The organism is Pseudophaeobacter sp. TrK17 (genome assembly GCF_042192375.1).
GTDB lineage: Bacteria > Pseudomonadota > Alphaproteobacteria > Rhodobacterales > Rhodobacteraceae > Pseudophaeobacter.
In genome coordinates this window covers 57,315-78,353 of record NZ_CP071701.1, presented here as the reverse complement: position 1 = coordinate 78,353, position 21,039 = coordinate 57,315, and the positions used below count along the sequence as shown (strand labels likewise).

General features: G+C 58.1%; 19 protein-coding genes, 1 tRNA gene and 3 pseudogenes. 7 read left to right on the top strand and 16 right to left on the bottom strand.

From position 1 onward, the window contains the following. Positions 1–9: 9 nt before the first annotated feature. Together JZI28_RS21105 and JZI28_RS21100 are read right to left on the bottom strand one after the other, a co-directional pair. Positions 10–1,128, bottom strand: coding sequence for a glycine cleavage T C-terminal barrel domain-containing protein (locus JZI28_RS21105; protein WP_375700256.1), 1,119 nt, complete (start codon positions 1,126–1,128; stop codon positions 10–12). Between the two features lie 159 nt (positions 1,129–1,287). Beyond that, positions 1,288–1,362 (bottom strand) — tRNA-Glu (locus JZI28_RS21100). Positions 1,363–1,763: 401 nt separating this feature from the next. Here JZI28_RS21100 and JZI28_RS21095 point away from each other — a divergent pair. Then, positions 1,764–2,312: a YaeQ family protein gene (locus tag JZI28_RS21095; RefSeq protein ID WP_375700255.1), complete on the top strand. Its 549-nt coding sequence runs from the start codon at positions 1,764–1,766 to the stop codon at positions 2,310–2,312. Between the two features lie 75 nt (positions 2,313–2,387). On the opposite strand, the gene arsJ is transcribed toward JZI28_RS21095, so the two are convergent. The 8 genes and pseudogenes from arsJ to uxuA all read right to left on the bottom strand — a co-directional run bounded on the left by arsJ (position 2,388) and on the right by uxuA (position 10,604). Next, entirely contained in the window at positions 2,388–3,662 is a 1,275-nt protein-coding gene (arsJ, locus tag JZI28_RS21090; protein ID WP_375700254.1) for an organoarsenical effux MFS transporter ArsJ, read from the bottom strand. After that, positions 3,659–4,660, bottom strand: coding sequence for an ArsJ-associated glyceraldehyde-3-phosphate dehydrogenase (locus JZI28_RS21085; RefSeq protein WP_375700253.1), 1,002 nt, complete (start codon positions 4,658–4,660; stop codon positions 3,659–3,661). Before JZI28_RS21085 ends, arsJ begins: the two co-directional genes overlap by 4 nt. 8 nt (positions 4,661–4,668) lie before the next feature. Then, positions 4,669–5,502, bottom strand: a complete 834-nt coding sequence (locus JZI28_RS21080; RefSeq protein WP_348158404.1) for a helix-turn-helix domain-containing protein — start codon at positions 5,500–5,502, stop codon at positions 4,669–4,671. Between the two features lie 143 nt (positions 5,503–5,645). Further along, positions 5,646–6,695: an ACR3 family arsenite efflux transporter gene (gene arsB, locus JZI28_RS21075; RefSeq protein ID WP_375700252.1), complete on the bottom strand. Its 1,050-nt coding sequence runs from the start codon at positions 6,693–6,695 to the stop codon at positions 5,646–5,648. 88 nt (positions 6,696–6,783) lie between these two features. Beyond that, positions 6,784–6,888: pseudogene (locus JZI28_RS21070) on the bottom strand (IS6 family transposase); the annotation flags it as partial. A gap of 130 nt (positions 6,889–7,018) precedes the next feature. Then, positions 7,019–7,939, bottom strand: a complete 921-nt coding sequence (locus JZI28_RS21065) for a sugar kinase (protein ID WP_375700251.1) — start codon at positions 7,937–7,939, stop codon at positions 7,019–7,021. Further along, positions 7,936–9,381 (bottom strand): mannitol dehydrogenase family protein, encoded by a 1,446-nt coding sequence (locus tag JZI28_RS21060; RefSeq protein WP_375700250.1) that lies wholly within the window; start codon positions 9,379–9,381, stop codon positions 7,936–7,938. The genes JZI28_RS21065 and JZI28_RS21060 overlap by 4 nt, the downstream gene beginning before the upstream one ends. A gap of 11 nt (positions 9,382–9,392) precedes the next feature. Then, on the bottom strand, positions 9,393–10,604 hold the full coding sequence (uxuA, locus tag JZI28_RS21055; protein WP_295450808.1) for a mannonate dehydratase: 1,212 nt from the start codon (positions 10,602–10,604) through the stop codon (positions 9,393–9,395). Between the two features lie 98 nt (positions 10,605–10,702). Here uxuA and JZI28_RS21050 point away from each other — a divergent pair, with 98 nt between their 5' ends. From JZI28_RS21050 to JZI28_RS21030, 5 genes are all read left to right on the top strand, one after another. Further along, positions 10,703–11,449, top strand: coding sequence for a GntR family transcriptional regulator (locus JZI28_RS21050; RefSeq protein ID WP_375700249.1), 747 nt, complete (start codon positions 10,703–10,705; stop codon positions 11,447–11,449). Next, positions 11,446–12,417 carry a TRAP transporter substrate-binding protein gene (locus tag JZI28_RS21045; protein WP_295450812.1) on the top strand — a complete coding sequence of 324 codons (972 nt, stop codon included), beginning with the start codon at positions 11,446–11,448 and terminating at the stop codon, positions 12,415–12,417. Before JZI28_RS21050 ends, JZI28_RS21045 begins: the two co-directional genes overlap by 4 nt. Positions 12,418–12,481: 64 nt before the next feature. Beyond that, the gene (locus JZI28_RS21040; RefSeq protein WP_353401507.1) at positions 12,482–12,988 is read left to right on the top strand and encodes a TRAP transporter small permease subunit; all 507 of its coding nucleotides are present in this window, start codon (positions 12,482–12,484) and stop codon (positions 12,986–12,988) included. Positions 12,989–12,991: 3 nt separating this feature from the next. Further along, entirely contained in the window at positions 12,992–14,269 is a 1,278-nt protein-coding gene (locus JZI28_RS21035; RefSeq protein ID WP_295450816.1) for a TRAP transporter large permease, read from the top strand. 8 nt (positions 14,270–14,277) lie between these two features. Continuing rightward, positions 14,278–15,321: an L-idonate 5-dehydrogenase gene (locus JZI28_RS21030; protein ID WP_375700248.1), complete on the top strand. Its 1,044-nt coding sequence runs from the start codon at positions 14,278–14,280 to the stop codon at positions 15,319–15,321. Between the two features lie 22 nt (positions 15,322–15,343). On the opposite strand, the pseudogene JZI28_RS21025 reads toward JZI28_RS21030, so the two are convergent. The 4 genes and pseudogenes from JZI28_RS21025 to JZI28_RS21010 all read right to left on the bottom strand — a co-directional run bounded on the left by JZI28_RS21025 (position 15,344) and on the right by JZI28_RS21010 (position 19,330). Beyond that, positions 15,344–16,394 (bottom strand): annotated as a pseudogene (locus JZI28_RS21025) (IS30 family transposase). 203 nt (positions 16,395–16,597) lie between these two features. Further along, positions 16,598–16,867: a hypothetical protein gene (locus JZI28_RS21020; protein ID WP_375700247.1), complete on the bottom strand. Its 270-nt coding sequence runs from the start codon at positions 16,865–16,867 to the stop codon at positions 16,598–16,600. 15 nt (positions 16,868–16,882) lie between these two features. Beyond that, complete coding sequence (locus JZI28_RS21015) at positions 16,883–18,229, bottom strand: ISNCY family transposase (protein ID WP_375700246.1); 1,347 nt, start codon at positions 18,227–18,229, stop codon at positions 16,883–16,885. Positions 18,230–18,337: 108 nt separating this feature from the next. Beyond that, entirely contained in the window at positions 18,338–19,330 is a 993-nt protein-coding gene (locus tag JZI28_RS21010) for an IS30 family transposase (protein ID WP_375700245.1), read from the bottom strand. 211 nt (positions 19,331–19,541) lie between these two features. Here JZI28_RS21010 and JZI28_RS21005 point away from each other — a divergent pair, with 211 nt between their 5' ends. Next, a complete protein-coding gene (locus tag JZI28_RS21005) occupies positions 19,542–19,997 on the top strand; it encodes an NnrU family protein (protein ID WP_375700244.1) in 456 nt (151 codons plus the stop codon). 3 nt (positions 19,998–20,000) lie between these two features. Here JZI28_RS21005 and JZI28_RS21000 read toward each other — a convergent pair. Both JZI28_RS21000 and JZI28_RS20995 read right to left on the bottom strand, forming a co-directional pair. After that, positions 20,001–20,310: pseudogene (locus tag JZI28_RS21000) on the bottom strand (carboxymuconolactone decarboxylase family protein). A gap of 9 nt (positions 20,311–20,319) precedes the next feature. Further along, a complete protein-coding gene (locus JZI28_RS20995; RefSeq protein ID WP_375700243.1) occupies positions 20,320–21,015 on the bottom strand; it encodes a cyclic nucleotide-binding domain-containing protein in 696 nt (231 codons plus the stop codon). Between the last annotated feature and the right edge of the window lie 24 nt (positions 21,016–21,039).

Below are 21,039 nucleotides of genomic sequence, written 5' to 3'. Positions count from 1 at the left end.
CCCGCTGAATTACTTAAAGGGCAAGGCGCGAATGGTGACCCTGCGCGGTGTGTGATCCAGCCTGACCTCAAGGTCTGCGGCATCATCCGATATCTCCGTGGCGATCATTCCAACCCCGATATTTCCCTCAAATCGCGGCGAATGGATCGCTTCGCTGAGCAGGCCGACAATCTGGCCATCAGATGTCTGAACCGGCAAGGAATGTTCAAAGCTCTCTAGAGGAGCCCCGGAAATCATATAGCCCACACGGCGACGTTTGACGCCCTCTGCTTTGATCTTTTGCAGCGCGGCTTTACCAACAAAGTCATCCGGCCGGTCCAGATCCACCAGTTTCCCCAGTGATATTTCAAATGGATTACAAGGATTTACCTGGATGCGCCCATCGGCACCATAGGACACCAACCCGCTTTCGATACGCTCTAGATCATTGGGAGCGCCAGGGCGAATGCCGTAGGCTGCGCCGGCCTCTTTCACGATGGCCCACAACTCGGACCCGCGACTGCCGTCTTGCAGGTAAAGCTCAAACCCTCCCTGTTTTGACCAGCCGGATCGGGCCAGGATCAGGGGAATGCCCCGTAGATCAGTCTGTTTGAAACCGAAGTACGCAAGATCTTTGATCCAATCGCCAAACAGTTCTGCCACCAGCGCTTCAGCCCTGGGGCCCTGAATCGCCAGCGGCGACACATCCGGTTCATGCACCTTCACATCCAGCCCGCGTTCGGCAGCAATGGCGCTGGCCCAGAGGCCGATGTCGCTGTCTGCAATGGATAGCCAATAGCGGTTTTCCGCCAGCATCAGAAGCACCGGATCGTTGATCAGCGTGCCTGCGTGATCGCAGATTGGCACGTAGCGGCCTTGGCCGATCCTGGTTTTACCCATGTCACGGGTGGTGAGGTATTGGATCAAGGCGCGGGCATCGGGCCCGGAAATTTCAATCTGCCGCTGCGCAGCCACGTCCCACATCGAAACCCCGGTCATCAGGCTGTCATATTCCGCCTGCGGATTTCCAAAATGAGCGGGTATAAGCATATGATTATAGACAGAAAAACTTGCCACCCCATCTGCAAGGGTTGCGTCAAAATACACAGATTTGCGTGTATTCGGGCCGATGCCGATCTGCAGTGTCATGGCGTCTCCTGTTGCGCTAGATACCCAAGGTATTAGCCAGAAACAGTGGATTTTCCAGCCCCAAAGCAGCGCAGTAACCGAACAACAGTTGCGCTCTGGTTCAAACCACTGAAAGTGGTCTCGCCCGAACAGGTAATATTCTGATGAAAGGAAGGAAAGTGGCAGCCCGTAGGGGAGTCGAACCCCTCTTTTCAGGTTGAAAACCTGACGTCCTAACCGATAGACGAACGGGCCACTGTTGGTGTCGGTGTATTACTTAGTCACTGGCAGTTGCGCAAGGGCTAAAATTTTAAAATGGCGGGTTTTCTATACACCTATAGAATTCGGGTTAAGCACCTGAACAAACGTGAATAATCCCCAATTCAAGGGGTTTGGCGCTTCTGCATATCTCAGATTTTTTTGATCGGGCAAAACACCCCATGGCACTTTGCGCCGCCCCGGCGTCGCCAAAGGGGCAGGCCGTCCAGGGTCAGCACCCTAAAGAGCCAGATCGCTGAGCCATAAATCACGGCCACCTTTGGCCTCGCCCGGCTAGGCTTCTCTCTGTGTGGTTTTTTCCCAAAATCGCTTTATTTCCTTTTACCCCCCTGCCAGACGCACTAGGCATCCCTATCTTCGCTATATCGGGGCAAACCATGGCGCAAAAATCCACCATCTACAAAGTTGAACTGTCCGTATCCGATATGGATCGTCACTACTATGAGACCCACAAGCTGACCGTCGCCAAACATCCTTCGGAGACGGATGAACGATTGATGGTGCGCCTTCTTGCCTTTGCCTTAAACGCACATGAGCATTTGGAACTGACCAAGGGGCTGTCCACAGATGACGAACCTGACATCTGGCAGAAAAGCCTCAGCGGTGAGCTGGAATTATGGGTGGCGCTGGGACTGCCCAGCGACAAGGTGGTGCGTCAGTCCTGCGGCAAAGCCAATGAGGTGATTATCTATTGCTACGGTGGCAGAACAGCGGAAACCTGGTGGGACAAGATCAAGAACAGCACCACCCGGTTTGATAATCTGACGGTTATCAATCTGTCGGAGGCGGAGACCCAGGGGCTGGAAAAACTTGCAAGCCGCTCCATGAAATTGCAGGTGAATATTCAGGACGGCGAGGTAATGGTTAGTGTTGACGATGCCATTCTTTATCTGACCCCGACCACATGGAAAGATGCTGGTCATTAAGCTCCGGGCAGCAACCCAAACGACCAAGGTTCTACAGCCTGTCAGGACGTACTGCTGCAGGGTCCACGACCTGTTTCACCCCCCTGCGCCAGCTGGCCTGTCAGGGGACCTATCCTGCAACTGACCAGCTGCAACAGCGCTGAGAACAACCATTGCCGCCGCAGTGGCAAGGCAGGCCGCCAAGCCGCCGAGCTGATAGGTCAGCCCAGACAGCACCGTGCCGGCCAATCGCCCTGCGGCGTTTGCCATATAGTAGAACCCCACATCCATCGTCACCCGCTCGGCCTTGGTGAAGGCAAGGATCAGATAGGAATGCAGTGAAGAATTGACCGCAAAGATGGCGCCAAATGCCAGCAAACCTGCAACCAGCGTCACTGTGAGCCAAAGCATCGGCTCCCCGGCCAGCAACACCGCCAGGGCAAGCCCTGCAGGCACCACGGCCAGCGCCATGGCCCAGGTCCGGGCTGCTGCGATCAGCTCGGCTTCACTGCGCGTTGCCGCCTGTAGAATACGCGGAGCAGAGGCCTGAATGGCGCCGTACAAAATCGTCCAGACCGCCATGAAGCTGCCAATCAGGAAAAACGCTGCCCGGTTGCCCGCTTCGCTGCCATCCGAAAACACCGCGTAGAAATAGACCGGAATGCCGACAACAAACCAGATGTCACGCGCGCCAAACAAAAACACCCGCGCGGCAGACAGCCAGTTCACATTGCGCGACTTTGAAAAGACCTCGGTGAATTTGGCCCCCTTACGGCCCACCGGCAAGCCCTGCGGCATGGCCAGCAGAACCGCAGCAAGGATCACCGCGAGGATCACCGCCATGCCAAGGACAGCCCAGGTAAACCCGGCAAAGGCAAGCAGCGCAGCCCCCAGCAAAAAGCCCAGGCCTTTGACAGCGTTTTTTGATCCGGTCAGCACCGCAACCCAGCGAAACAGCCCGTCGCCCTGGGTAGGGGCGAGCAGCTTGACGGCGGATTTGGACGACATCTTTGCCAGATCTTTGGCCACGCCTGACAGGCCCTGCACCAGCATCACAAAGGTGACAGAGGCACCGATCTGCCAGCTGGGGTCCAGCTGTGTCAGCAGCAACAGGGCAACCACCTGCAGGGAAAGCCCCGCATAAAGCGTCGCCGCCAGCCCAAACCGCGCTGCGATCCAGCCTGCTGACAGATTGGTCACCATGCCGGCAATCTCATAGAGCACAAAGAGATAGGCCAACTGCACCGGCGAAAAACCGAGGCTGTGAAAATGCAGCAGCACCAACATCCGCAAGGCGCCATCGGTCAGCATAAAGGCCCAATAGGAGGCCGTGACCGCGATATAGGCCGCCAATCCGGTTTTCTGTGTCACAGCTGATCCCCAACCATGCGGGCCACATCCACCAGCCGATAGGCATAACCCATTTCATTGTCATACCAGGCGTAGATCTTTACCTGGGTGCCATTGATCACCATGGTCGATGGCGCGTCCACAATGCTGGAGCGCTGGTCATTGGTGTAATCCGCAGAGACCAGCGGACGGGTCTCATAGCCGAGAATCCCTTTGAGCGGGCCGTCTTCGGAGGCTGCCTTGAACAGGGCGTTGACCTCTTCTGCGGTGGTTTTGCGCTCCACCTCAAACACACAATCGGTGATCGAGGCATTCAGCAGTGGCACCCGTACCGCATGGCCGTTCAGCTTGCCCGCCAGCTCGGGGTAGATCAACGTGATGGCCGTGGCGCTGCCGGTGGTGGTCGGGATCAGATTGGTCAGCGCAGAACGCGCCCGGCGCAGGTCTTTGGCGGGCCGGTCCACAATGGTCTGGGTGTTGGTCACGTCATGGATGGTGGTGATCGAGCCGTGTTTGATGCCAAGCGTTTCGTGGATCACCTTGACCACCGGGGCCAGGCAATTGGTGGTGCAACTGGCGGCGGTGATGATCCGGTGGCGATCGGGTTGGTAGCTGTCATCATTTACCCCAACGACGATATTGGCGGCATCGCCATCCTTGACCGGGGCAGAGACCACGACCTTTTTGACGCCGGCCTCAAAATAGGGTGCCAGCTTGGCCTCTGTTTTGAATACGCCGGTGCAATCGATCACCACGTCGACACCTTCCAGCGGCAAATCCTCAAGGCGGCGTTCACAATGGGTTGGCAGGCGGGTACCATTGATGATGATGGAGGTCGCATCATGGCTGAACGCGGCGTCCCAGCGACCATGCACCGAGTCAAATTCCAGCAGATGCGCATGCATCTCAGGACTGCCGACTGCATCATTGATCCAAGCGATTTCAGCCCCGCTCTCCAGCAGTGGTTTCAGCGCAAGTTTGCCCATTCGGCCAAGGCCGTTCAGTGCATAGGTGGTCATGGTTTGTCCTACTCGGAAGTCAGCGCGATCTTATCGACCGCGTTTTGCAGGGAAATACGATCCAACTGGCCAATCGGCAGGGCAGCAAACCCCTGCAGCCGGTGCAACAGCACCCCATAGGCCTGATGGAAGGCGAGGCTCTTTTCGGCATCGGTGCCTGTGGCCTTGACCGGGTCGGGCATACCCCAATGGGCGCTGATCGGCTGACCCTCCCAGGTGGGGCATTGCTCATTTGCGGCCTGGTCACAGACGGTAAACACAAAGTCGAACTGCGGCGCATCCTCGCCCATGAACTCCTCGATGTTCTTGGACCGCAGACCGCTCACATCGTGGCCTTTGGATTTAAGCATCTCGACCGCAATAGGGTTGAGGCTGGACTGCGGCGTGGTGCCGGCTGAATAGACCTGGAACCGATCCTGGCCTTTTGCATTCAGGATGGCTTCGGCAAAAATGGAGCGGGCGGAATTGCCCGTGCAAATAAAGAGAACATTGTATTTCCGGTCAGTCATTTGTCTTTCCTCTGACGCAGCAGACTGCTGAAAAGATGTGCACAAATCCGGGCGGCCCCTACAGCAGTCCAGATATAGCGCGTCGAGCGTTTTACGTGTCGTGTCAATGTTGACCTGATACCGCAGCCAGGTGCCGGTGCGGGTTTTGGTCACCAGATCCGCCTGCATCAAAGCAGAAAGATATGACGATAATGTGCTGGCCTTGATGTCCAAAGCCGCGCTGATCTCGCCGGCGGCGACGTGATCGGGGTAACGCCGCATCAGCAGGCGAAACACCGCAAGGCGCTGGGGGTGCCCTAGGATGGACAAGCGGAGGGGAATCTGTTCTTCCATATTTCACGTATTATCGAAATAGATAATCTGTGGCAATGGTTTTATGTCCCAAAAGAACGGACACCGCAGGACCGGAAAAGGAAAGGGGCACCTCGGCACAGCTCTGATCAAGATCGCCGATCAGGGCTGCCGCCTATTGAGCCTTAGCTATGGGACGGGAACCTGCTGCGGGTCCGATTGGCAAAAGCCACCAGCGACAACATGACAGGCACTTCGACCAGCACGCCGACAACGGTGGCCAGTGCGGCCCCAGAGTGCAGGCCAAACAGGCTGATCGCAACCGCCACGGCCAGCTCAAAGAAATTTGAGGTGGCGATCATTGCACAGGGGGCTGCGATGCGGTGGGGCACCTTCAGCACATGGGCAGCCCCATAGGCGAGCGCAAACATACCATAACTTTGAATAAGGATGGGCACAGCTATCAGCGCGATCACCATGGGCTTGGCCAGAATCACCTCTCCCTGCAGACCAAACAGGATCACCACTGTGGCGATCAAACCGATGATGGACAAAGGTTTGACGCGGGCTTTAAAGGCATCAATCGCCTCTTGCCCGCCCAGAATGCTCCGGGTGATGAGGCCAGCAATCAAAGGTAGCACCACATAAAGCAGGGTGGCCAGAACCAGAGTGGACCAGGGCACCGAGATCTCTGTCACCCCCAGCAGAAAGGCCACGATTGGGGCAAAGGCCACCACCATGATCAGATCATTCACCGAGACCTGCACCAGCGTATAGGTGGCATCCCCACGGGTGAGCTGCGACCAGACAAAAACCATGGCAGTACAGGGCGCTGCCCCCAAAAGGATCAGCCCGGCGGTATATTGCGCCGCATCCTCAGGCGCGATCCAGGGGGCAAACAGGGAGTCAAAGAACAACACCGCCAGAAAGGCCATGGTAAAGGGTTTGATCAGCCAATTGACCACAAGCGTCACCAGCAAGCCCTTGGGCTGGCGGGCAACGCCAGAGACCGCGCCAAAATCAACACCAACCATCATCGGATAGACCATGGCCCAGATCAGCACGGCCACAACCAGATTGATCGAATAGACCTCGGCTGCGGCAATGGCATTGACCACACCCGGCGCAAAGGACCCCAGTGCAATGCCTGCGGCCATGGCAAGCGCAATCCAGACGGTCAGGTAGCGCTCAAAAAATCCAATAGCAGAATCGGTCGGGGCAGGGGTGGTGCTCATAGATAGGTCCTTTGTGGCCAGGGCGGCCCAAAGACAGCCCGTTCACCTCCCGCATGCAGATACAAGCACAGAGGGTCCAAACCAAGGTTTTTATGCAGTCTTGTTCAGGCACCCCCAGCAAGCGGGTGACCCACAGCCTGATCGTTTCCGGGCTGACAACCACGCCCCGCTCTGCCCTCAGGTCTTCAACATCTACCGTCGCTCGCGTCAGAAAGAACACTGGATCTACCGCGACAGCTCGATCCACGCACCACCCCCGCCGGTATGTGGATCAAGTCACATCATGTTTCTCGGAAGCAAGTCAGGTTGCACGTGTTCGCAGGTCAGTCCATCTGCGTTTTGCTTATCTTATCCTTCGGCATCAGCCCGCCCCGGTGACCGACGACCTGCCGGGCGATACAGTGGCCTGACGCGACGGCCTCGTGCAGCGGCTGGCCGCTTGCCAGCGCGGCCAGGAAAGCTCCGTTGAAACTGTCCCCCGCCCCGGTCGTGTCCACCGGTGTCACCCGCGCGAAACCATCGAACTCGCTTCTCCTGCCCCCGTGCGAGGCCGCGATCCGTCCACCGCCGTTCTTGACCACGACCGTGTCGGCGCCCAGGGCGACATAGCGCGTGACCGTGTCATCCGGCGTCGCGTCGCCGAAAGCCGTCCGCTCGTCGTCAAAGGACGGCAGGACGATGGTGGCGACACGCGCCATCTCGGTCAGGGCCTCTACGGCCGATTGCGGGTTTTCCCATAGTCGGGGTCTCAAGTTGGGATCGAAGGAGATCGTGCACCCCTCGCTGCGGCGTTGACGCAGGACCTCGATGAGCGCGGCACGTCCCACAGGCGGCAGGATCGCAAGGGTTATCCCGGAGACATGCAGAACATTTGCGTCTGCGGTCAACGCCAGAAGCCGGTCCGGATCGCTCGCCAGGGTTCGGGCAGCGGAGGTGTCGCGCCAGTAGGTAAAGCTGCGCTCCCCATCATGCAGCGAAATCATGTACAAGCCGACGGACCGGGTCGGGTGGGTCAGCACCCGATCGGTCTCAAGCCCGTTTTCGGCCAAAAAGGTCGGAATGCGCTGCGACACCTCGTCGGTGCCGATGCAGGTCCCATAGGCCACGACCCAATCGGCGGGCACGCAGGCGCGCGCGTACCATGCGGTGTTCAGCGTATCGCCGGCTATACCCATACGCCAAAGATCGCCTTTGGCAGCGGACAGCTCCAGCATACATTCCCCGATTGAGACAAGGCGCTTCATGCAACCTCCTGTGCGATGACATCCGCCATGGGACGGGTCAGCATTGCGTGAAGCAGCTCTTCGACCTGAGCCCAGAATACGTCGTCCCGCGCGAGCGTGGTTGGCACGAAGGATGCGTCGCGCAGCGCGAAAACGATATGTGAAGCGGGCTGACCCCGTGTCATAGCACCCAGGTCTTTCGCGCGCGGGTCGCGCACCTCGTAAGGTGCACAGTCGTGGGTCGACCCGGTCAGATGGCGCATCCAGGCTGCCGTGGCAAAGGCGAACGGACGAAGGTCCTGACCTTTGCTGCTGGCGTACTGCGCGGGGGCGAGGATACGCTGTGTGATCTTCTCCGACCCGTCCATGGCGATCTGGTAGGTCTCATGCGCCAGATGCGGATTGCAAAACCGCTCTTCGAGCTGGGCCGCGTAACCGGCGAAATCCACACCCGGCAAGGGCCGCAACGTCGCGGCGGCGGCGTAGAGGTGGCGCGAGACGAGGCGCGACAAGGCAGGATCGGCCATGACATCGCGCACGTAGCGATGCCCTGCCGCAAAACCGGTGTAGGCCAGCATCGAGTGGGCACCGTTCAGCATCCGCAGTTTCATCGCCTCGTAAGGGCGCACGTCATCTGTGAAGATCGCGCCGCCCGCCTCCCATTTCGGGCGTCCTGTCGGGAACGAATCTTCGATCACCCATTGGTGGAACCCTTCGGTCTCGATAGCGGCTTCGTCGGCATGGCCGGTCATCCGGCTTGCAAGCGCGAGGGTTTCGAGCGTGGGGGCAGGGGTGATCCTGTCCACCATGGTCGCGGGAAAGGCCACGTCGAACGTGATGTGATCGACCAGTTCGGGTGCCGCATGGCGGCAAAAATCGATCAGCAGGCTGCGCAACACGGGACCATTGTCTGGAAGATTATCACAAGACAGAACAGTGAAGGGCGGCACGCCCGCCGCGCGGCGTTGACCCAACGCGCGGACCAGAAGACCGGCCAAACCCTGTGGTTCGGCTGGATGGGACAGGTCATGCGCGATGGCCGGGTGATCGATTGCTATGCCCCCCGTCGCCCGGTCCAGCCCGTAGCCCTTTTCCGTCACTGTGATCGAGACGATCCGTGTGGCGGGATCCTGCAGCGCGGCCTCAATCGCGGCGCGGTCGGTCTTGAGACAATGGGCCGCTGCAATGGACCCAATCACACGCGTGCGGCTGCCGGAAAAGTCCCGTTCGATGACCGTGTAGAGCCCGTTCTGCGGCTGCAGTTCGCGCGATGGTGCCTCGCTGCGCAGGCTGACCCCGACGATGCGCCAGTCGCCGCCCGAATGCTCTATCGCGTCGTCAGTATAGGCGGCTTGGTGTGCCTTGTGGAACGCGCCCAGACCCAGATGGACGATCCCCGCACCATGATTTTCACGTCGGTATGCGGGAACGCGCACGCTGTCCGGTATGCCTTCGAGTGCCATCAGCCGTGTCATCATGTTTGGGGTCGCCCGTGCTGCAGCCCTGCGATTACACCGCGCAATTCGGCCAGCCCCTTTAGTCGACCGATTGCCGGATAGCCTGGCTGCGCTTTGCGGTGCAAGTCATCAAGGATGTCCTGGCCGTGATCAGGGCGGAACGGGATCGACCAATCGTCGCGACCCTGCGCGCGGCGCTTGTCCTCTTCGTTCAAGGCAGCGGCGATCAGGGCCACCATGTCCGTGTCGCCCTCAAGGTGTTCATCCTCAAAGAAAGATCCGAACAGGGCATCGCTTTCACGTTTCACGTTGCGCAGATGCAGAAAGTGTACACGGTCGCCCAACCGTTCCATCATCCCCGGCAGGTCATTGTCCGACCGCGCCCCGAGCGAGCCGGAACACAAGGTAATCCCGTTGGCGGGCAGATCGACGGCCTGCATGACTTTCCTGTACTGCGCCTCGGTGGACATGATGCGCGGCAGGCCCAGCAGCGGCACCGGCGGATCGTCGGGATGGCAACACAGGCGCAGGCCTCTGGCTTGCGCAACGGGGGCCACTTCTTCAAGAAAATCGATCAGGTGCCGACGCAGACGGTCTTCGTCGATGGCGCTGTATTCGGCAACATGCCGGCGAACATCGTCGAGCGTGAAGCTCTCAGCCGCGCCGGGCAGGCCGAACACGACATTCTTGGCAAGATCTTCGCGGTGTGCCTCGCTCATCGCCTCGAAACGTGCGGTTGCCTCATCACGCAGGGCATCGTCGAAATCATCGGCGGCCCCGTCACGTTTCAACACGTGCAGATCGAAGGCCGCGAAATCGACGAGGTCAAACCGCATGCATGTGGCACCAGAGGGCCGCGCCCATGCGAGATCCGTGCGGGTCCAGTCGAGGACAGGCATGAAATTGTAGCAAATCACCGACAGGCCGGCGTCTGCCAGATTATGAAGGCTTTGTTTATAAGCCTCGATATGGTCGCGCCATTGGCCCGTCTGTTTCTTGATGTCCTCGGACACCGGCAGGCTTTCGACGACGTCCCACGCAATGCCGGAGGGGCTGCCGTCCTTCATTGTGGCGATGTCGCTTTGGCGCGCGGCAATCTCGTCCGGCGACCAGACCGCGCCTGTCGCTACGTGGTGCAAGGACGAGACGATCCCCGTCACCCCCGCTTGTCGCGTGTCGTCGATCGACACGAGATCCTTCGGCCCGAACCAACGCCATGTCTGTTTCATCTCTTATCCTCCCGAGTCGCTTGGCACGGTCTTAACATAACCAACTGTTGCTGACTAGTATGGAAGTATGGTAGATGCTGTGAGGGAGGAGACGAATCATGACGGCACATAGCCCTATTGCGAATGACCTGGATCCATCTGCGGCAATCTCACCGCAGATCCATGTCCGCTTGCGCGAGGCCATCATTCGCAATCGCTATTCTCCTGGTGATAACATTTCCGAAAGCGAAATCGCGCGGGCATGTTCGGTCAGCCGCCAACCTGTCCGCGAAGCGTTCATCAAGCTGTCCAGCGAAGGTCTCGTCGCTATTCGGCCGCAGCGCGGTACCGTCATAACGAAGATCGGCTACGGCGCGGTGCTGAGTTCGCGGTTCCTGCGCGAGGCGATCGAGGCGGACATCGTGGCGATCCTAGCTGCGACCCCGGATCCTGCTGTTGTCCAGGACCTTCGCGCCCAGCTTAAGGCGCAGGCGGCGGCGGTGCACGGCGATCCGCACAACTTCATCGGCATGGATGACCGCTTTCACCGCACCTTGGCCGACGCCGCCGGCAAGGCCGACGCCTGGCGGCTGATCGAGGGGCTGAAGTCCCAGATGGATCGGGTCCGATTCCTATCGCTGGGTCACTTGCCTGTCCTGAAACTGATCGAACAACACAAAGCGGTCGTCGACCGCATAGAGATCGGCGATTCCGCGGGGGCCAATGCGGCCATTCGGGGCCACCTGCGCGAGATTCTCAACGACCTGCCGCAGATCCTGATGGCCAATCCCGACTTTTTCGACGTGCCGGACGGGCCCATTCCCGAACCGGTCAACGCACCCATCCAAGGAGGAGACGACACATGACATTCAACTGGAAAACAACCTTCGCAGCGGCATCCGTCGCGGCAATGTCGGCCATCCCGGCCTTCGCGCAGGACATGACACTGCAACTGGGCCACCTCGCTAACGAGGACAACCCGTGGCACCTGGCCTCCGTCAAGTTCGGCGAGGAACTGTCCGCGCTGACCGACGGCCGTATCGCGGTCGAGGTGTTCCCGAACGAAAGCCTCGGCAAGGAAATCGACCTGATCAACGGCATGCAACTGGGCACCGTCGACATGACGATTACCGGCGAAAGCCTGCAAAACTGGTCACCCATGGCCGCCCTGCTGGCCGTGCCCTACGCCTACCGATCAATCGAGCATATGGACGAAGTGGCGTCCGGTGACATCGGCGACCAGATCAAGGCAGAGATCATCGCGAACGCGCAGATCCGCCCCATCGCCTATTTCGCACGCGGCCCGCGCAACCTGACGTCGAACCGCCCCATCGCCAGCCCCGACGATCTTCAGGGTCTGAAGATGCGCGTGCCGAACGTGCCGTTGTTCGTCGACACTTGGCAGGCGCTTGGCGCGAATCCCGGTCCGATGGCGTTCTCAGAGGTGTTCACCTCGCTTCAGAACGGCACTATCGAAGCGCAGGAAAACCCCCTTGCCCTGATCCGGTCCGCCAGCTTCGCCGAGGTGCAAAGCCACGTGAACCTGACAGAGCACGTACGCAGCTGGATCTATCTGACCATCGCTGAATCCAAATGGAAGCAGCTGAGCGAAGAAGATCAGGGCCACGTCATGGAAGCCGCCGCGCGTGCACAGGAGTACGAGCGTGAATTGTTCGAGCAGTCCGTCGCAGACGACCGTGCCTACCTCGAAGAGCAGGGCATGACCTTCGTCGAGGTCGACGGAGCCGCGTTTCAGGCGGCAGCCAAGGATGCGGTCTTGATGAACGTCAGCGACGAAGTCCGGCCCATCGTCGAAGGCCTCTTTACCGAGTGATCCCTCCCCGCGGCGCCGCTTCGGTGGCGCCGCAACCGCCACATTCACTTGCCAAGGATGTTTCATGAAACCCCCCGATACGATCATTCATCTTGTGACACGGCTGGCCCAATGGGGCACCGGATTGTCCTTCGCGGTTCTGATCGTCGCCGTCCTTGTGCAAGTCACCGGTCGCCTCACCGGCATCGCCTTTGTCTGGACCGAGGAGCTCACCCGCTATGCTTTGCTGTTCATGGTAGCCTTCGGGGCGGGGCTGTCTTTCCGCTCGGGCGATCTGGTCAACGTCGATGTGATCTGCGAAAGCCTGCCCGGACGCGCGCCCTGGAGCCTGCGGCTGATCGCGGCCTTGGCGACAAGCGGGCTGGCACTGTATCTGCTGCCGCACGCCTGGCGCTATACCAGCATCGGGTCGATGCAGACATCCCCCGCGCTGGGTCTGCGCATGGATTTCGTTCACGTTACCGTCTTCTTGTTGCTGGTCTTCCTTCTGGTGTTCGCTGCGTTGCGTGTGCTGGGTATGGTGACTGGCAAGGAAAACGGCCTTCCCGTCAAACCCGAAGAGGACCTCTGACACATGGGCGTCACCGTACTGTTCCTCGTTTTCATCGGCGGCCTGATCGTTGGAATCCCCGTTGCCATCACGCTGGGCATTTCTTCGCTTGCCTATTTGCTTTTGTCGGGCATCCCCGCCGTCGTGATGCCGCAAAAGATGTATGCCGGCATGGATGTCTTCGTGCTGTTGTCCATTCCGGGCTTCATCCTAGCAGGCAATCTGATGAACCGCGGCGGAATCACACAGCGCATCATCCGCTTCGCCAATTCGCTGGTCGGCTGGATCAGGGGCGGCCTGGGTTTGACCAACATTGCGGCATCCATGCTGTTCGGCGGCATCACCGGCACGGCCGTGGCCGACGCCGCCTCAATCGGGGGCGTCATGATCCCTGGTATGAAGAAGGCCGGCTATCCAGCTGATTTCTCCGCCGCTGTCACGGCTGCCTCCTCTACCGTGGGGCCGATCATTCCGCCATCCGTGCCGATGATCATCGTGGGGGCGCTGTCCGGCATATCCGTGGGGCAGATGTTTCTGGCCGGCGCCATTCCCGGCATCCTGATGGGGCTGGCGATGATGGTCACGGCCTACGTCATCTCCCGTCGCCGCAATTTCCCACGCCAGCCGTGGCAAGGGTTCAAAGAGGTCGCAAAATCCTTCGCCGGGGCGTTCTGGGCGCTGGCGATGACGTTCCTGATCATCTACGGCTTGCTGTCCGGTCTTGCCACGCCGACTGAAACCGCCATCGTGGCGTCGGTCTATGCCTTCATCGTCGGCGCGTTCATCTACCGTGAATTGCCAGTCCGAGAACTCCCCGGCATCGTCGTCGAAAGTGGCACCTCCGCTGCAGGCATCTTGGCGCTCGTCGGGTTCGCCAACGTATTTGGCTGGATCCTGGTGTCGGAACGCATCCCGCAGACCATCGCGGACGGTGTACTCAGCTTCACCGACAATCGGTTCCTCGTCATTCTGCTGATCAACCTCCTGCTGCTGTTTGTTGGCATGTTCATGGAAACCATCGCCGCCCTTATCATCCTATTCGTACCGCTTCTGTCCCTGGCTGAAGCCGTCGGGATCGAACCATTGCACTTCGCTACCTTTGCAGTGCTGAACCTGATGATCGGCCTGACCACCCCGCCCGTCGGTGTCTGCCTTTTTGTTTGCGCGGGAATCGCACGGCTGCCGCTGATGCCGGTGGTCAAAGCAATCCTGCCGTTCCTGCTGACCAACATCGCGGTACTTCTGGCGGTGTCCTACATTCCTGCCCTGGCAACATGGTTGCCGTCCCTTCTGATAAAGTGAGGTTCCCGATGGAAACCCGAGTTTGCCGCCTCCACGGTCAGGACGATCTGCGCATTGAAACCGACGTCGTCGAGGCTCCCAGCGAAGGTCAGGTCCTGCTGGCCATGGCGTCAGGCGGTATATGCGGGTCGGACATGCACTATCTGTCACAAGGCGGAATTGGCACGATCCGCGTGCGCGAACCGATCATTCTGGGACACGAAGCGTCTGGCCGCGTTTTGGCCGTGGGCCCGGGAGTCGACGGCTTGGCCGAAGGAGACGGTGTCGCCGTAAACCCCAGTCGCCCCTGCGGCACGTGCCCGTATTGCCTCGAAGGGCTGACCATGCACTGCCTGAACATGCGGTTCAACGGATCGGCCATTCGTCTACCGCACGAACAGGGGTTATTCCGCACCCGAATAGTCGTGAGTGCCTCGCAATGCGTCAAGGTCCCCCCCGAGGCCGATCTTGGGGCCGTTGCCTGCGCCGAACCCCTTGCTGTGTGCCTGCACGCCGCCCGCATTGCGGGTGATCTCTCCGGCAAGCGGGTCCTGATCACCGGCGCGGGGCCCATCGGCGTTTTGTGCTCGGCAATCGCCGCAAAGGAAGGCGCGTTTGAAATCGTGGTGACCGACCTTCAGGACGAAGCTCTTGCTGTCGCGTCCCGAATGGGGGCGACGCGCTGCATCAACGTGATGCAAGACGCCGAAGCGATGACCGTGTTCGCAGCAGACAAGGGCCACTTCGATGTGGTTTTTGAATGCTCTGCGGCCGAACCCGCGATCCGATCCGCCATCGCGGCCTTGCGCCCGCGCGGGACGCTAGTGCAGGTCGGTGTCGCAGGCGACACACCGCTCCCTTTGAACGCGGTCGTGGCAAAAGAGCTGCGCGTTCTGGGCACTTTCCGTTTCGACGCCGAATTCGCTGAAGCGGTCGAAGCGATTGTCACCGGCCGGATCGACGTTCGCCCGATGATCACCCAGAATTTCCCGCTGGAGCAGGCGCTGGAAGCCTTCCGTACCGCCACGGATCGTTCAAAGTCGGTGAAGGTGCACCTGACCCTGTCGGAGTAGCGAACCCTCGGGCTCACAGGCCCTATCCGACGGCCAGCGCGCAACGATGTGATCTCAAGTTAGGTTGCGACATTTCTTGGTATCCAAGTTTTCTCAGTTCTTCGGTGAATGCTTCTGTTGGCGTTCGCCACCCAAGACATTTCCTTGGCATTTCGTTCAGGCGGTCACAAATCGCCTTCATGTCGCGACTTGAGAGCGCCGCGATTGGGGTATCGCGCGGCAAATACCTTCGTGCCCGTTTGTTCAGGTTCTCAACCGAGCCTTTTTGCCATGGGGCCTGCAGATCACAGAACTAGGCGCTCGTTCCAATTTCTGTTTCCAGCTTTCGCCATCCCGAGAACTCAATTCCACGATCAAAAGTAATAGACTGGCGCGCGATCTGGGGCAGGGGTTCCATTACGTTCATGAGTTTCGCCATGAAGTGTTTCGAACTGCGATCATTGTTGCGGAACAAGGCTGCAAAGCGGGTCTTCCGTTCGACCAACGATGCGACGTTTGCTTTCCCGTGCTCTCGCCGGAAAATCATAAGATCACCTTCCCATTCCCCAAAAGTTGAATGTTCTTTGATATACTCAGGCCTGTTGTGGATCGATCGTTCAAGCGGAAACATCATGCCGCGAGGTCTGCGAGAATAGCGCGGTTTTCGCTTCTTTCGCCGTTCTGGAAGGTAACGTGCCAACGCCTGTGATTGACCGTCTGGGCTCTAGACATAGGCGTAAACCGTCTCATGACTGACGGTCGTTGCATGACCTTCAAGCTTTAGACGACCTGCAATCTGTTCCGGTGACCAACCTTCATGGAGCCATCCTATCACAGCTTCCCGGAGTTCAGGAATACGCACCAGTTTGCGACGTCTTGCACGGCGATCAGCCGTCGATTTCTGTGCAAGCATCCCGTAATAGCCATTGAGCTGAAGCAACCCTTCATCCTTGAAGAAATTGCGTTTGATCTCACGATAGACAGTCGCACGGTGGCGATTGATCTGGCTCGCAATCTCGGCGACTGTTACCTTCCTATGCAAAAGATCCCGCGATCTTGCGCCGTTCGGCTAGATTTAGTTCGGTTCGTTTCATAAGCTGTTCTCCTGACTTTCCAGTAGGATAGAGGGAAAGTCGATTCCCAGTTTAGAATGCACCCCCAGCCACAGATCATGTAAATCCCATTCAGAAATGTCACCGGTTGCGCAAAGCAAAAGTGTCACCAAGAGCGCTGTCGGTAGCAAGGCTTAGCAGCCCGGAGACGTCAAGTATCGCAGGGTTGATAAGCCTTGCGGGGGTCAGTGGAACAGCTGGCGTTTTTCTTTCTTGGTGAGGAACGCCGCGAGGCCTTCTTCGTTCAAGGTCTTCTCAAACTGCTGCCACGCGAGGCCATCCGCCAGAAACGGGTTATCGAACACGGTTGAGGTGCCGAACTCATTGATGACTTCCAGAATCCAGCCAGGATCGATGTCGCTTTTGTAGATATCGACCGTCAGAAAATGACCGTCGATCTCAACGTCGGCGCACAGATCGGACATGATGATCTCTGGTTCTTCTTCAGCATTCATGGTTCAATCTTGAGCCTATTCTGCGGCCTGTACAATCGTCTTTTTAGCCCGTGCGCTGGAAGGTCTGCCGGGACGTTTGCCATTTGGTTTGTAGCCCATCTTCTCAGAATTTGTCCTGACCGGATACTTTGGCGGGGCCTTATCTTGCATGTCTTTGATATGTTCCAGCACGGCACCAAGGCGCTTGTTGTCGGTGATGGCGGCATGCGTGACCCGTTGGTCCATGTCGAAGATCTTGTAGGGCAGGGAACGGCCCTTTGAACGTACCTCAAACCTGCCATCCACGAAGGCGAAGGTGTCTACGTATTTGCCGACAAGGCCGCGTGTCACATCGCTTTCTTCCAGCATGATCCGCTTGCGGTCATAGGAGAAGGTCAACTGTTTGCCGACATAGCGTGTGTCGCGCCAGCAGAGCACATCATCGAGCCGATCTGGCTCGACGTTTAGGGCGCGGTGCAGGTTATCAGGCTTGGCCGGTGCTTTGGCGAATTGCGCGTTGTGACGTTCTTTGAAGCCTTGCAAATAGGCATTTCCAGCCTCCATGTCCGAGATACCAGAAAGGCGCAATTCTTTGACCAAACGATCCTGCAATGTGCGGTTGGCGCGCTCGACGCGGCCCTTGGCCTGAGAGCTGTTCGCGCAGAGAATCTCAACGTTCAACGCGTTCAGTGCACGACCAAACTGGGTCATACCCGCGCCGCCTTTGGCGTCTTCCTTGGCCACGCGGAACACCGTGTGCTTATCGCTGTAGAACGCGACCGGGCGGCCATGTGCAAGAAGGTAGCTTTCCAGCGCTTCGAAATAGCTGAACGTGCTCTCGGACTTCACGAACCTCAGTTCCATCAGCGTACTGGTGGCATCGTCGATAAAAACGAGCAGGGTGCAGGGGCTAGCACGATCCTCGAACCAACGATGATCCGAGCCGTCGATCTGGATCAGTTCGCCAAAACATTCCCGACGCAAACGTGGCTGGTGAAATGTTCGACGTTGTTTGCGCGGAAGCCAAATGCCGTCCTCGACCATCCACTTGCGCAGCGTCTCGCGAGAGACTTTGAAGCCATGGTGTTCCGCCAACATCTCAGCGGCCAATGTCGGGCCGAAATCCGGATACTGTTCCTTGATGATGGTCAGCGCATAGTCACGCTTGGCTAAGTGGATTTGGTTGTTCGGCGTGCGACCACGCGACCTGTGCCGGATCGCTGCCGCGCCATCCTGGCGATACCGCTTCAGCAATCTGAAAACCTGACGACGTGTCAGGTCCAGCATGTTTGCCGCGTTGTCGACGCTCAGCCGACCATCATCAACCTGCGATAAAACTTCCACACGGTTCAACTCGCGCTCGCTCATCATTACCCATCCCATGTCCACTCATCCTCACATCGTTTTGCGAGGAGAGTGACACTTCTGCTTTGCTCACGGGTGACATTATCGCTTTGCGTGGAATCTCAAGGGTCGTTGCGACGGTTTCCGCTATCTCAGTTTCATCAGTTCTTCCCTGAAGGCTTCGGTTGGTGTGCGCCATCCCAGGCACTTTCTTGGCGTGCCGTTCAAGCGGTCACAAATCGACTTCATATCTCGATTTGAGAGCGCGGCCACAGGCGCATCGCGGGGTAGGTAGCGCCGCGCCCGCTTGTTCAGGTTCTCGACAGAACCCTTTTGCCAAGGTGCCTGCGGATCACAAAACCATGCCTCAGTGCCGATGCCAGGCTTCAACTTGCGCCAGCTTCTAAACTCGATCCCACGGTCGAACGTGATCGATTTACGGGCTGGTTGGGGCAGGGGTTCCATCACGTCCATGTGCCGGTTCATCAGATGCGTTGTGCTGCGGTCGTTGTTGCGGAACAGCACGGCAAATCGGGTTTTGCGCTCGACCAGCGAGGCGACGTTCATCTTGCCCTGTGCGCGTTCAAAAATCATCAGATCGCCCTCCCATTCGCCAAAAGTCTCTCGGGTATCGACGTAGTCAGGGCGTTCATGGATGGACCGATCTGGCGGGAATACAAGGCCGCGGGGCCTGCGCGCATGGTGTGATCGCCGTTTTTTCCGGCGGTTTGGCAGATAACGGGCAAGTTCTCTGGATTGGCCATCAGGACCATAAACATACGCGTAGATCGTCTCGTGGCTGACGCGCACTGCTTGATCTTCAAACTGCAAACGACCCGCGATCTGTTCTGGAGACCAACCTTCTTTGAGCTGCTTGATCACAGCTTTGCGTAAACCAACCAGCCGCACCAGCTTGCGTCGCCGCGCGCGTCTTTGGGTTGCTGCGCGTTGAGCGACAACACCGTAGTATCCGTTCACTTTTGGCAACTCTTTATCGTCGTAGTGATTGCGTTTGATCTCGCGATACACCGTGGAAACATGCCTGCCGATCTCCGCTGCGATTTCTCGCACAGATATCTTGGCATTCAACATATCTTCTATCGCGCGACGTTCACGCAGGTTAAGCTCTTTATGCGCCATCTTTCATTCTCCTTGCTTTCCAGCAAGATAGGGGAAATTTCGCAACCCAGTTTAGAATGTGCCCCGGCTACAGATCAAACTCCGATAATCTGGATTATGTAAATTTTAAACACTGTCCTGCCAGGTACAGTCCGCGGTGAGTTACGCTTTCGACGTTGATGTACGTCTCGCTGTGGAAACTATCGATGCGGTCAATTGATTAATCCCGAAAATGAGAGTGCCATGGAACTGCGCTCCTTGGCAAAACCATTTTGTGCTGGCAGTGATGGTTGTGGTCTGCCTCCTGTTAACCTTTTCAGTCGGCAAACCGAACCCGTTTTCATTTGGTGATGCACGCAACGACAGGTTTGATCCAAATGCTCCCGGGATCGTGCGCTTTTCCCGTCATCCGCTCCTGCTAGCATTGTGCATATGTGCTTTTGTTTTCTGTATTTGCCGCGTTCGCCGTGGCGGGCTAAGCGATCATCGACAGGCACAAGTAGCGACAGATGGGCTCTGCTTGGTCAGATCTGTGGATGCAGGCCCGAGCAGCGCAGATCACCATCTCAGCAAAATCACTTGTTCGGCTCGCGGCCGCTCTGCTGCTGTATCTTATGTTGATCTGGTTCCACCCCCTGCTTTTCGGGGTCAGTCCACTGCAATGATGCACCAACTGGCGGCACCATAGGGACTATCGCTTTTTATCCTCAATCCAAGTTTTCGCCGCAACCGCGCGTGGCAAGCCAAGTGGACCGATTGCAAGCAGGGCCACTTGCTGAATGGCTCCCTTCTCGATTCCTTCGGCGCGCGCGCCGACTGTGAGAATGGACTGCTCCTGCAGAGGCAGCTCCAACAGCAAGCGCAAGTTTAACCAAGCGGCGTTCACGATCGCTTAGAGGACCAGCTTCGGCGCAGGCCTTACCAAGCACCGAATAGGCACTCCACAGGTCAGGATGTTGTTCACCGAGACTTCCTGCGGCTCCGGGTAAAGTCTTGGACACGGGGCCTCCTTAGGTCGAGTGATCATCAATAAGTGGGCTGGGGTTGGCAAAACGCTTCAATTCCTCGGTGTCTATGATCTTGATATGATTGCCATCGACGCGAACGCCGTAGGGTTCTAGGCCTTTGAAGGCGCGGCTGAGGTTCTCGGGTGTCATTCCCAAAAACGATGCCAAGCGCCGTTTCTCCATAAGCAAGTCAAATGCGCTTGATCCCGTGCGCCCCATTTGGCGCAACAAGTAGTTTGCCAGTCGTTCCAATGACGTCCTAAGCTTGAGATCTTTGGTATTCTTGACGACGGCGCGGTAACATTGGGAAAGTTCGGTCACGATGGCCCTTGCAAACGCACCGTCTTTTTCAAACACCTGACGCACATCCTCGGACGGTAGAAGAATAATCCTGCTTTTTTCCAATGTACGCGCTGACATCAGGTAAGGGGCGTCCTTGATAGTCGCTGCCAAAATGAATGTGCTGACAGGTCGCACAGTCGCCATACTGGTTTCCCTACCGTTCCATGAAGAAAACAGGTCCACGGCACCGGAGACGACAACATGCAGAAAATCCGGTGAGTCACCTTCGGTGATCAGATCAATGCGTGGCGGGAAGTTCTGGACGTAGGATCCTCGCATGAGGGAATCGAAATGGACCTGATCCATATCGGCAAATAGCGCGAGATCGCGCACGTCTTGTCGATACGACTCAACCATTGTCTGCTTCCACCCCACCTTTGT